This window comes from Deinococcus humi, assembly GCF_014201875.1.
Lineage (GTDB): Bacteria > Deinococcota > Deinococci > Deinococcales > Deinococcaceae > Deinococcus > Deinococcus humi.
This window is the reverse complement of the sequence record NZ_JACHFL010000001.1, coordinates 595,217-607,689: the sequence shown is the minus strand read 5'-3', so window position 1 is coordinate 607,689 and position 12,473 is coordinate 595,217. Positions and strand designations below refer to the sequence as shown.

The following is a 12,473-nucleotide window of genomic DNA, read 5'->3' as shown; positions in this document are numbered from 1 at the left end:
GGCCTCCTTCATCGGCGCGCCAGGGCAAGTTGGTAGGTGTTGCTTTCCCGGTCGTCACTGGCCTGCTCATCGTCGTGAATCCTGAAACTCGTGACGGTCACGTAATAGGTGCCGGGCCGCGTCACATTCAGACGCAGCTCGGATTCCAGGCCCGCGCCGCTGTCGTCATCGTGTTCGAGCACGGTAAAGCCATCGGGAAGCAGCACCTCCACGTAGGGGTCAAGCGTGCTGCCGGAATTCACGCTCACGCTCCTGACTGTCAGCTTGAGTTGCGCCCCTGCCTCGGCACTGAACTTGAAATAATCTACGTCTCGCGGCTGGCCAGCAACCCGCCCACTCAACGTCGTGCCGATGGCTATGGCGTTGGCGGTGGCAGCGCGGTCATTGGGCTCACTCTCGATCCCTGGCGCAGGCGGTGCTGGGGTATCCGTACACGCCGCCAACACGGCGCTCAGCGCCAGCAGCAACAGGGGAGGGGTGAACTTGGTGGGCACGCCTCCGATTGTAGGGGTGGGGAACGGCAGAGATTGCGGCCACCGTCCTGGCAGTGATCTCTGCCTGGGCGAATTCCGCCACAGACCACAAAAGAGACAGGGCACCCGAATCAACCCACGATTCAGGCGCCCTGCCGGAAGAAGAACGAACTTTAGTTGGCTTTCGTGAGCTTCAACTGGTACTTGTTGAAGGGACTGCCGTCGTCGCCGGTATCGGAGGCGATGTTGAAGCTGGTGACTGCCAGATAGTAGGTGCCGGCAGCCTTGGCGGTGTAGGTGACCTCGGAGTCCGAGTCGATGCGCGGCTCTCCGCGGTCATCGTTCTGGGCCACCACCTTGCCGTCAGGACCGATCAGGAAAAGGAAGGAATCGAGCGATCCACCCAGTTGCCCCATGGCCAGGACTTCGGCCTTGATCTGATCACCAACGGCAGCGGTGAATTTGAAGAAGTCGAGATCGTTGGGCTTGCCGAAGATATAGGCGGTGTTCGTGGTCTGCCCGTAGGCGATGGTCTTGGCCTGTGCTGGGGTGTCGTTCGGCTCGTAGGGGTCCACCGGATTGAAGTCGGGGGACGTTGCCGCGAGAATCACTTCCTTGAGATCTGGCTTCACTCGCGTGGAGCCGGATGTGGCGGTGAAACTGCCCACATATGTTCCGCGCTCCTCGAGCTTGCCACCAGTGATGCTCAGATCCGAACCGGCCACATACAGGTCGTACTCGCCGGGCGCGATTTCGGCGAAGGTGGCGTTGCCTTCGGCATCGGTGGTGGACAGGTACATAGGGGTGGGGTCATCGGTGGCCCCGGCGCGCATGCCCTTGCCGCGCAGGATCACGTCGCCCAGCACGCCAGGGTGTTTGCCGGTGGCATCGAGGTACGTCACGTTGATCCTGGCGTTGGCGCCCTTGGCGGGCAGCTTGTCGCAGGAGGTCAGGGTCTTGGCGATGTTCCCGGCGTTCAGCGCGCCCCAGCCGGTTTCGCGGTCAAAGCCGTTGGGATTGGAGCCGATGCTGCCGTTGGCCGTGGTCTCCAGAATACGGCGCACCTGGAAGGGCGTGGCAGCTGGGCACTTCTGGTATACCAGCGCGGCAACCCCGGCAGTATAGGGGCTGGAGAACGAGGTCCCGGAGATCAATTCGTGTCCGCCGCCCAGCCAGGTGGGGTTGGCCAGCATGGTGTCCTGGCCAGGGGCAGAGGACGAAATGTGACGCCCTGAGGTCGAGAAGGTCACCTTGCGGTTGCTGCCATCAAGGGCGCCCGAGGCGATGACGCCAGGCAGAGCGGCAGGGTACTGGTACTCGTCGTAGTAGCTGTTGCCCATGGAGGCGACCACGGCCGTTCCGTTGCTCATGGCGTAGTCGAAGGCGTCCTTGACCGCTCCGAAGGAAACGCCGCCGCCCCAGGAGTTGTTCAGCACCCGTGCGCCGTTGTTCGTGGCCCACACGGCTCCACGCGCAATATAGAAGTAGGAATAGAACTCGTTTTCCGTCTTGGCCGCCGGATTGATGACCACAGGCATCCACTTCGCCTTGGGCGCCACGCCCACGATGCCCTTGCCGTCGTCGACAGCCACGATGCTGGAGGCCACGAAGGTGCCGTGCGAGGCGAATTCGCTGGCAGAATCCTTGACCCATTCGGCGGCGTCGGTATACACCTTGTCCAGGAAAGGGTTGTAGGCCTTGCCCGCCCAGTTGGCGGCCAGATCGGGGTGCGACACGTCGCCCGGGTCGTCCAGCACCGCAACCAGTACGCCCTGCCCGTCCAGTCCAGCGTCCCAGGCCGCCTTGGCGTTCAGATGCCGGGGGTCCAGGGCGTACTGAGGCAGTTCGTCGAAAATCTGATCGGTAGACGCGGCCTGGGCATTCAGGTTGCCCTGTCCAGCGGGGGGCGTTTCACCGGTGATGATCTGGTTGGGCTGGGCGTAGCGCAGGCCGGGCAGTCGGAAGGCCTGCGAGCTGACCTTCAGGCTGTCGCCCTGCACGCGGAGCAGGGCCACGCGGATTTCGGGGATCGTCGCCACCACCGTGGCTTTCAGAGTGGACGCCGCCCGGTTCAGGCTGGACTGGTCGGTGTAGCCCACCACCAGTTCGTTCTGCACGTACTTCAGTTTGCCGCTCTGAGCCACCGTGGCGTGTTCGCTGAGGTCGGCCTTGGGCTTGACGGCCGTCGGGGTCGTTCCGGGTGTCTGTTGTCCACAGGCGGCTAGCAGCGCCGTGAGGGCCACCACGCCGAAATTGCGACTGAGGTTATGGAGAGAGGGTCTGTGCATGAAAGCTCCTTGAAAGCGCTGGACCGAGTGTCGACGGTCACTGGGCCGGAATGTGGGGCGAATTCAGCTGTGGGGCCGGGCGGGGGCAACTGCCTGAATCCGCGCGGCCGCCTCCGCTTACTGCTGACCCGTGATGAAGTCGAAGTTCTGGTTCAGGGGCCGGGTGGCCGGAATCGGCTGAGTGGCGCTGCTAGGCCAGGCGTAGACCGAGTAAGCGCTGATGCGATCCCCCTCGGACGGCAGGTATTTGTAAGCGTAGCCAGCGTACATCTGCCATTTGTAGGGGCGCAGCGGTTGCAGCGGATCGGCGAAGAGATCCAGAGGCAGGCTGACGGTGTGCTTGGCCATGTCCACGGGGGCGAGGTTGGGCTTGCTCGTGTCGATGAGGCCCGCCGTATCGGTGAGCAGGTAGTTGCTCCGCAGCCCCGAGGTGTAGACCTGCGATTGCCCGACTGGAACGCCGTTGCCCGCCTCCCCGGTGCCTTCTTCTACCCGGAACATGCCGAGGGTGTTGGCGACGGCCGGGTTGCCTGGCAGGTTGTAGCCACTCAGGTTGAACAGGTCGCGCAGTTGCAGGTTGTACGCTGCGCCGTCCGCGCCGATCTCCAGTTGTGGGTGACCGATCACGAAAGTGGGGGTCAGCGAAACGCCGGTGGCCTCATCGCCCGGGGCCAGCAGTTTGGGCATGAACGGAGCCAGAGGAGTGGTCTGAGTGGTGTTGCTGGCAGCCGTATTCGCTCCGCGTGCCACCACCCGGTAAGTAAAGGTCTGGCCCACGCTCAGGTCGGCGCTGTTGTCGCGGTAGAAGAAGGGGCGTGAGAGCTGGTTGGCCGGGCAAGCTGTGCTGGTGCCGCCCGCCACGGTACCGATCTTGCTGAAGGTGGTGCCGTCTGCTGAGCGCTCGATGTCGAAGGCAAATGGGGCGGCGTCGGTGTTGCACCAGCGCAGCTCAACGAAAACACCGGAGCCGTTGGGCGCGGCGTTGACCACAGGCGTGGTGGCGTCCGCACCAGGCAGGGAGTACGGCTGCGTCCAGGACCCTTCCTGTTTCAGGGTGTACGCCACGGCGGCGGCGTTCTGGGGAGCCGTGACCGTCGCGTTCGCTTCCTTGGCGGTGTTCTTCAGGGTAATCGGTACGATATACACCGAATAGTTGTAGTTGTAATCGACGACCAGGACTTCCAGGTTGACCGCTTCACCGGCGGCGCTGCCGAAGCCCTTGATAAAATTGGGCGTACCGTCGTTGGGCAGGGTGACGGCCCCGGAGGTGGGAGGCGTCAACACGTCCTGCTGGGGAGTGAAGAACCACTTGCCGTCCTGTGACGAGCCGGTCACGCTGCTGGAACCTGGTGTACGTCCCAGCTGGGCGTACATCACCCGCACCGGTCCTACGTGATTGGAATCGGCGGCGGCGGTGATCTTGAAGTCCACTGTATCGGTGAACGTGGTGCCTGCCAGCGGCGTCGTGCCGTCGGCGCGTGTCAGCACCAGTTTGGCGCCGTCAGTTGTGGCGCTGGTTTCGAAGGCTGGCGGTTGAATCACGCGCACCTTGACCGCTTCTTCCGTAACGACCAGACCGTGCAGATCGAATCCGGCCTGACCGGGCTTGCGGGCCTGGAGATCGTAGGTTCCAACCGGCAGTTTCGACAGCGTGAACGTGCCGTCCGCTTTGCTGGTCGAGGTGGTGATTTCTTTGCCGTCCATGGAGACCGTGATGGTGCTGCCAGTCACGGGAGCACCGATGTTCTGGTCCACGACAATGCCCTGAATGGTGCCAGGACCAGTCGGGGTCGGCGGCTTGACTTCCGGGGTCGTTCCGGAGGTATTGCAGGCCGTGAGAAGCAACCCGGTGAGGGCCAGAAATGCGAGGGGTGAGGATCGCTTCATGTGATCTCCTTTAGACGTGCCCTTAACCATCGGGGCGGTCGGGTGGGACGCTTGTGTGCAACGTGAAGAGGCGCAGGCCGCTGAACGTGCTCTGCCGTTCTCAGGGACCGCGACGCTTGATCGGAGCATCAAGCTGCATATGGGACGGGCGCAGGATAGCGCCCGATCTACAGGTGGGCAAGTGCTTATCAAGCAACCATCATGTTGACCTCATGTCGGGCTGTAGCAATGAGCTGGGTCTTACGGCATGGCTGAGCAGCAGCCATTTCCTTCAAAGCTCTGTTGAGGTTAAAGAACTGTAAAGGATTGCAAGGGTGGTCCTGCTTCTCATGGCTCCCTCTCGTATGCTTGTGCCATGCGCTCTCTGTTGCCCGCCGCCCTGCTGCTTTCGCTGACCCTGGCTGCCTGCGGGCAACAGGAGGTCAAGGCCCCTGCCGATTACGCTTTGAGCGGCACCATCGGTGGTGACTGGGGCACGTCTCCCAGGCTGCGGCTGGCGCTGGTGGGCACAGGCGTGCCGGTGGCCGTGACCAACAACAGCGGAATCGCTCAGAACGTGATCAGCGCGGGTGCCAACACCTGGCAGTACGGTTTCGATCTGCCGGGCATCCCCGGACTGGCTGGTGTTTATCAAGTGGTGGTCTTCAATGACGCCAACAACGACGCCAAATTCACCCTGGGCGAAACGGTGGCCCGCAACAGGCTATGGCTGGTCTTCAGCCCGGCGGGCGGCACGTTCGGCCCGCTCGATCTGCCTGAAAGCTGGCCCGGTGGCGGCGAACTGCTACCCCAGATGACCGTCTCGCGCGGCTGGAACCTGTATGACCGCAGCCAGGCGCTGGGCGACAGCAACCCACGCGCCGTGACCAAGATCACGGGCTACGACATCAGCCGTTAGAGTACCTGGTCAACGCGACGCGCCAGCCTGCCTCAGGGCCGTAACGTCTGGGCCGATGCTTTTCAGGGCGCGCTGTGCCTATAGCCTGAGCAGGTGAAACTCTACCCCCTTCTGTGGCTGTCCCTGCTGCTCGGCACGCTTGCTCCAGGTTCGTCGGCTGGGGCGCAATCTGCCGCTGCGCTTGCCAGGGTGGACGTGGCGGACATGAGCATCAAGGCCGCCCGCGAAAAGAAGTATCCCGGCAGCGCCCTGAAAGTGCTGACGAATCTGCGGGCAGGGAGCAATTACAGCCGTCAGGTGGTCTCCTATCAGTCCGATGGCCTGACCATTCACGCTCTACTGACTGTTCCGAACGGCACCCCGCCCAAAGGAGGCTGGCCGGCCATCGTCTTCAATCACGGCTATATTCCGCCCAACGTCTACCGCACCACCGAGCGCTATGTGGCCTATCAGGACGCCTTCGCCCGGGCAGGTTTTGTAACCCTCAAGAGTGATTACCGGGGTCACGGCAGCAGTCAGGGTGAGGCGCTGGGCGGCTATTATTCGCCGGGCTACACCGACGACGTGATGAATGCCCTGGGCAGCCTGAAGCGAGATGGACGGGTGAACGCGGCGCGCATCGGCATGTGGGGCCACAGCATGGGCGGCTTCTTAAGCCTGCGGGCGATGGTCATTGATCCCAGTATCAAGGCCGGGGTGATCTGGGCGGGGGTGGTGGGCGACTACAACGCCATCATGACCCAGTGGAACAGTCCTGCTCCTGCCAGCATTCCCCAGGGAGTGCTGAACCTGCGCAAGAAGGCCGTCGCTCAATACGGCACCCCTGCCAGCAACCCTGAATTCTGGAATTCGCTAAGCGCCAACACTTACCTCAAAGATCTGGGCGGTCCGCTTCAACTGCACATCGGCACCGCGGACGAGGACGTGCCGCCCGTGTTTCACACCACGCTGAGCAAGGATCTCAAGGCTATCAACAAATCGGTGGCAAGCTACGTCTATCCCGGCGACAACCACAACCTCAGCCGCAACCTGCAGACGGCCCTGAACCGCAGCGTGGCGTTCTTCAAAGAACACCTCTGAGCGTATGAGGCGCCTGCTCAATTTCATGATGCTCTTGCTGGTGCTGGGGGCGGGCTACGTCGCCGTCACCCAGCCGGAGAATCTGCCCTTCGCGGTACCGTGGCAGACACGGACGCCTGCCGCCCCGGCTGCGCAGGACGAAACGGATAAGCCCGAAGATTCCCAGGGCAACACCGTCCAGACCGGCCCCTCCGGTGAAATCACGGACGCCGCCATTCAGGCACTGGTGGCCCGCCAGCCCATCAGCATTCCGGCATTGCGGGCGCGCGAGTATCCGGGCAGCGAAATGACGGTGGTGCGGACGCTGAGCGCGGGCAGCACTTACAGCCGTCAGGTGGTCTCGTACCAGTCCGACGGACTCAAGATTTTTGCCCTGTTGACCGTTCCTACTGGCACGCCCCCGCAGGGAGGCTGGCCCGCCATTGTGTTCAACCATGGCTACATCCCGCCGGAAAAGTACCGCACCACCGAGCGGTACGTGGCTTACCAGGATGCCTTCGCCCGGGCCGGATACGTGACCCTCAAGAGCGATTACCGAGGTCACGGCGACTCGGAGGGTGAGGCGCGCGGCGGCTACAACGATCCCGGCTACACGGTAGATGTGCTCAATGCTGCCGCCAGCCTGAAGAAAGATCCGCGTGTGAACCGCGACAGGATGGGCCTCTGGGGGCACAGCATGGGTGGGCAGCTTTCCTTGCGGGCCATGCTGGTGGACCCGGAACTGAAAGCCGCCTCGCTGTGGGCGGGCGTGGTCGCCAGTTACGACGTGCTGGCCACCGACTGGAACTCGCCCCCAGGGGAGCAGAAGCCGACGCTGGACAACCTCAACCGGCGCTATCTGCGCGCCCTGAGCCCCAATGCTTATCTGCAGGAGCTGGACGGTCGGCCCATCGAGTTGCATCAGGGCACTGCCGACGAGGACGTACCGTACAGCTTCCAGAAGGACTTCGCCGATGATCTGCGCGCCGCTAAACAGCGTTTCACCGCCTACAGGTATCCCGGCGACAACCACAATCTGAGCGGCAATCTGCGCCTGGCCCTGAACCGCAGCGTGGCGTTTTTCAAGGACAACCTGTAACCGGCCCGGCCGGACACGACAGCCCACCGTCTGGGCAACACGTTTGACATTGCCCGCTGCAATCCCTAGCCTCGGAACTGTTCGACAACCTGCTGCTCCCCATTCTGCTTTCCCTTCTCTCTTTTCAGGAGGCTTCTATGCGGCGTTCCCTCTTCCTTTCCCTGGCCCTGCTGGGTACCTCGGCGGGCGCGGCCACCCTCGTGTACGGCGCGGGCGGCGAACCGGTCTCGCTGGATTCCGGAACCATCACCGACGGTAACTCGGCCACCCCGCAGATGCTGGTTTATGACGGTCTGGTGCGTTTCAAGAATGGCACCAGCGACATCGCGCCGGGTCTGGCGCTGAGGTGGAGCTCCAATGCCAATGCCACCGAATGGACCTTCACCCTGCGTCCGGGGGTCAAGTTCACCGATGGCACGCCGTTCAACGCCGACGCGGTGGTGTACAACGTCAACCGCTGGTGGGACCCCGCAGCCCCCGGCGGCGCGAAGGAACAGGGCAAGGCCTTCACCTCCTGGCAGTTCATCTTCGGCGGCTTCAAGGGCGATCCCGGCACCATCCTGAAAAGCGTGCGCGCGGATGGCCCCAACAAGGTGATCTTCAGCATGACCCGCGGCTACGCGCAGCTGCCGGAAACGCTGGCCACCAGCTTCTTTGGCATCGCCTCGCCCACGGCCATCAAGAAGGCCGGGGCCAAGTACGGCACGCCCGCCGCGCTGCCCGTCGGGACCGGGCCGTTCATCATGCAGGACTGGAAGACCGGGGACCGGATCAACCTCGTCCCCAACAAGGCGTACTGGGGCACCAAGGCCAAGTACGACGCGCTGGTGCTGCGTTTCCTGAAAGACCCCAGCGCCCGCCTGAATGAGCTGAAGGCCGGAACCATCGACTTCACCACGGATCTGAACCCCGAACAGCTGAGTGCGGTCAAGGCCGACAAGAACCTCCAGCCGGTGCTGGTACCGTCGTTCAACGTGGGGATGCTGAGCCTGAATCTGGGCAACAAGTACCTGAAGAACGACAAGGTGCGGCAGGCCATCAGTATGGCAATCAACAAGAAGGCCATCGTAGACGCCTTCTGGGGAGATCTGGGCGTGACCGACGCCAACTTCCTGCCCCCGGCGCTGAGCTGGGCCAACAGCCCCAAGGTGCCTGCTGACTACAAGTTCGACCCTGCGGCGGCCAAGAAATTGCTGGCCGAGGCGGGTTACCCCAATGGTTTCGCGCTGGACCTGTGGTACATGCCGGTGTCGCGCCCGTACTTCCCCACGCCCAAGCCGATTGCCGAGGCGATGGCCGCCGACCTGGCTGCCATCGGGATCAAGGCCACCCTCAAGACCGAGGACTGGGCCAAATACCTCGACGACCGCAACAAGGCCCCCGGCTTCGACATGTACATGATCGGCTGGACTGGCCCCTACGCCAGCCCGTACAACTTCTACAACACGTATTACGGCGAGGAAGCCAGCGCCGACAGCAATTTCAGCAACCAGAAGATCTTCGATCAGCTCCGGGCCGCCGCTGCCAGCAGCACCCGTGCAGGTCAGGCCAAGGCGTATGCCCAGATCCACCAGATTACGTACGACGCCAACGTCCGGCTGCCCATCGTGCATTCGCGCCCGCTGGCGGCCATCCGCACCTACGTCAAGGGCTGGCAGCCGGGACCGTCCAGCCTGCTGCCCTTCGAGGAAATCACGATCGACGGCAAGAAGTAAGCCCGCCTTTTCGGAGAGCAGTCAGGGTGATCCGGAAGGATGTTCGGATCACCCTCCAGCCATTCAAGTTCAGCCGCGAGGATTTTCCATGACCCAGAGCATCCGTCAGCCCACCCAGGCCAGCATCGAAGATTTTGCCCTTCAGCAGCAGGTCATCCAGTGGCGACGCTACCTGCACGAGAACCCGGAGCTGTCGTTTCACGAAAATGAGACTGCCGATTTCGTGGAGGGCCAGCTCCAGAAACTGCCCAACCTGACGGTCACGCGCCCGACACCGACGAGCGTGCTGGCGACGCTCAAGGGCGGGGCCGGACCGGGGCGCACCGTCCTCCTGCGGGCCGATATGGACGCCCTGCCCATCACCGAGGAGACCGGCCTGCCGTTCGCCAGCAAGCGCGCGGGCGCGATGCACGCCTGCGGCCATGACGCACACACCGCCATGCTGCTGGGCGCGGCGAAAGTGCTGTCGGGTCAGCCTGAGAAGCTACACGGTGAGGTGCGTTTTATCTTCCAGCACGCCGAGGAGCATTTCCCCGGCGGCGCGCAGCAGATCGTGGACAGCGGCGCTCTGGCCGGGGTGGAAGTGGTGATGGGCGAGCACGTCATGAGCCCCATTCCCACCGGGGTCATCATGCTGCGCGAGGGGCCACTGATGGCCTCGCCGGACGGCTTCGACATCACCATCCAGGGCAAGGGCGGTCACGGTGCCAGCCCGCACCAGACCGTCGATCCAGTGGTGATTGCCGCGCAGATTGTACTGGCCTTCCAGAGCGTGATCTCGCGCCAGCTCGATCCTATCGTCCCCGCCGTCCTAAGCGTGACGCAGATCCATTCCGGTACCGCCCACAACATCATTCCTGACACCGCCACCCTGAACGGCACGGTGCGGACCTTTGATCCGGAACTGCGCGAAGAGATGCCCCGCCGCATGGAGAAGATCGTGCAGGGGATCACCGAGGCGTTCGGGGCCAGCTACACGTTCAACTATCAGAACGGGTACCGCGCCACCGTCAACGACGCCGAGACCACCGCGATCCTGCGCGAGGTGGCCCAGGAAACCTTTGGCGACACGGTGACGGTGACCGACGGCAAACCGCTGATGGGCAGCGAGGATTTCAGCGCCTACATGACCCTGGCCCCTGGCACCTTCGTGCTGATTGGTGCGGGCGGCCCGGACCACGCCCCGCACCACCATCCCAAATTCGACATTGACGAACGTGCCCTGGACCACGGGACGCGCATGTACATCGCGGCGGCGCGGCGCCTGACTCAGCCGCTTTAAAATCAAAAAAAGGATGGGGCGTGTGTATCCTCCAATGCGCCCCTTCTCCTTTGCTCAGTGGCGCTGGGACTCTTTCAGGACCGCCTTTTTCTCGGCGTCCCGTCCGCGCGCCACGTCGCGCACGCCGCGCCGCCCGAAGGAGTGGGCCAGATCGCGCTCCGACAGGCGCAGGGTGGTGGGGCGTCCGTGGGGGCAGGCCCAGGGGTGTTCGCAGGCGGCTAGGGCGGCCAGCACCAGTTCACCGCGCCCCTGGTCCAGCATTCCGGCCTTGAGTGCGGGGGCGCAGGCCAGAGCGGCCAGCACGTCGCGGCGCGGATCTGGCCCGTTGCCCAGCGCTCCCTCCACGATCTGCTCGTGCAGCCGGGGAACATTCAGTGCGGCCAGCGCCGCGGGCAGGGCCCGCAGACGCGCCAGCCCTGCGCCGAAGTCCTCAATGGTCAGGCCCCAGCCCTGCAATTCGGCGGCGCGTTCGTGCAGGGCGGCCAGTTGCTGTGGGGTCAGGTGCAGCAGCTCCGGCTCGGGCAGTTCCACAGGTGGGGCCGACAGGAGTTCACGGCCCAGGCGCTCGTACAGCGCGCGCTCGTGGGCAGCGTGGGCGTCCACCACCCACAGGTCGCCCTCGCCCTGGGCCAGCAGATACAGTTCCTGATAGATGCCCACCAGCGTCAGTTCGGGGAAAGAGCCGTTGCGGGGCGACTCGGACGGCGCGGGTGGGGCAATCAATGCGGGCGCGGCGCGGGCCAGCGGGTGCTGGGCCAGGGCCGCCGCCACCGCCTCCCGCACGCGGGCCGCCACGCCGCCCAGATCGGCCAGCGCCACCACCTGCTTGGCGGGATGAACGTTGGGGTTGTGGTCCCCCGGCGCCACCCTCAGGTCCAGCACACACAGCGGCGCGGCCCCCGCGGGAAGCAACTCGGCGTAGCCCTCAATCACGGCCTTTTCCAGCTCCGGCGGCGCGAGGACGGGCCGTCCATTGACGCTGAAGTGCATGCGGTCCCGCCGGGCGCGGGTCAACTCCGGACGCGAGATCACGCCGCGCACCCCCACTTCTCCATCGGACTCGACTTTCAGCACCCGGTTGGCGTTCAGCGGGCCGTACACGCTGGCCACCGCGCCCCGGTGATCGGCAGGAGCGTGGACCAGCCGGGGATCGCCGTCCACGCCCAGGCGCCAGTGCAAATCCGGATGGTGCAGGACGTAGCGGCCCACCAACGCGGTGATTTCCCGGACCTCGGCAGTGGCGGGGGCCTGGGTCCGCAACCGGGCGGGCAGCCCGGCGAACAGGCCGCGCACCGTGACTGTCGTGCCTGCTGGTGCGGCTGCGCGGCCCACCCGCACCTCCTCGCCCTGCGCCCAGACCTCCGACGCGCCCACCTGATCGGCCGGGCGGGTGATCAGGTGCAATGCTCCGGCTTGCGCCGCCGCCCACAGCGCCTCGCCCCGGAAGCCCAGCGTGGTCACGCGCTCGACCGCTTCGGCACGCGGCTCCAGCTTGCTGGTGGCGTGACGCACCGCCGCGAGTGGCACGCTGTCTGCGCCAATGCCGGCGCCGTTGTCGCGCACCCGCACCAGCGACAGGCCGCCGCCCTCCAGCTCGATTTCGATGCGCGTTGCCCCAGCGTCCAGCGCGTTGTCTACCAGTTCACGCACCACGTCCAGCGGACGCGAGACCACCTCGCCCGCCGCGATCAATCGGGCGACTTCGGGGGGCAATACACGGATCATGGGGCAAGCGTAGCGCACGCCCCGGAGGGCCATTGCGGCGGATTGCG

9 protein-coding genes are annotated in these 12,473 nt (G+C 64.5%); 5 read left to right on the top strand and 4 right to left on the bottom strand.

From position 1 onward, the window contains the following. Positions 1-8 precede the first annotated feature (8 nt). The 3 genes from HNQ08_RS27270 to HNQ08_RS03040 form a co-directional block, all read right to left on the bottom strand. A complete protein-coding gene (locus HNQ08_RS27270) occupies positions 9-494 on the bottom strand; it encodes a PPC domain-containing protein (protein ID WP_229789632.1) in 486 nt (161 codons plus the stop codon). 152 nt (positions 495-646) lie between these two features. Next, positions 647-2,761 (bottom strand): S8 family serine peptidase, encoded by a 2,115-nt coding sequence (locus tag HNQ08_RS03045; RefSeq protein ID WP_184127597.1) that lies wholly within the window; start codon positions 2,759-2,761, stop codon positions 647-649. 117 nt (positions 2,762-2,878) lie between these two features. Then, a complete protein-coding gene (locus HNQ08_RS03040; protein ID WP_229789629.1) occupies positions 2,879-4,648 on the bottom strand; it encodes a carboxypeptidase-like regulatory domain-containing protein in 1,770 nt (589 codons plus the stop codon). 355 nt (positions 4,649-5,003) lie between these two features. On the opposite strand from HNQ08_RS03040, the gene HNQ08_RS03035 reads away from it, so the two are divergent. The 5 genes from HNQ08_RS03035 (at position 5,004) to HNQ08_RS03015 (ending at position 10,701) form a co-directional block, all read left to right on the top strand. Continuing rightward, complete coding sequence (locus HNQ08_RS03035) at positions 5,004-5,546, top strand: hypothetical protein (protein WP_184127595.1); 543 nt, start codon at positions 5,004-5,006, stop codon at positions 5,544-5,546. Positions 5,547-5,750: 204 nt separating this feature from the next. Next, on the top strand, positions 5,751-6,626 hold the full coding sequence (locus tag HNQ08_RS03030; protein ID WP_184127746.1) for an alpha/beta hydrolase family protein: 876 nt from the start codon (positions 5,751-5,753) through the stop codon (positions 6,624-6,626). Positions 6,627-6,630: 4 nt separating this feature from the next. Next, the gene (locus HNQ08_RS03025; protein ID WP_184127594.1) at positions 6,631-7,704 is read left to right on the top strand and encodes an alpha/beta hydrolase family protein; all 1,074 of its coding nucleotides are present in this window, start codon (positions 6,631-6,633) and stop codon (positions 7,702-7,704) included. Between the two features lie 137 nt (positions 7,705-7,841). After that, positions 7,842-9,419, top strand: coding sequence for an ABC transporter substrate-binding protein (locus HNQ08_RS03020; RefSeq protein ID WP_184127593.1), 1,578 nt, complete (start codon positions 7,842-7,844; stop codon positions 9,417-9,419). 88 nt (positions 9,420-9,507) lie between these two features. Further along, positions 9,508-10,701: a M20 family metallopeptidase gene (locus tag HNQ08_RS03015; RefSeq protein ID WP_184127592.1), complete on the top strand. Its 1,194-nt coding sequence runs from the start codon at positions 9,508-9,510 to the stop codon at positions 10,699-10,701. A 54-nt stretch (positions 10,702-10,755) separates the two neighbouring features. Here HNQ08_RS03015 and mutL read toward each other — a convergent pair whose 3' ends face one another. Then, positions 10,756-12,426 carry a DNA mismatch repair endonuclease MutL gene (gene mutL / locus HNQ08_RS03010; protein ID WP_184127591.1) on the bottom strand — a complete coding sequence of 557 codons (1,671 nt, stop codon included), beginning with the start codon at positions 12,424-12,426 and terminating at the stop codon, positions 10,756-10,758. Positions 12,427-12,473 lie beyond the last annotated feature (47 nt).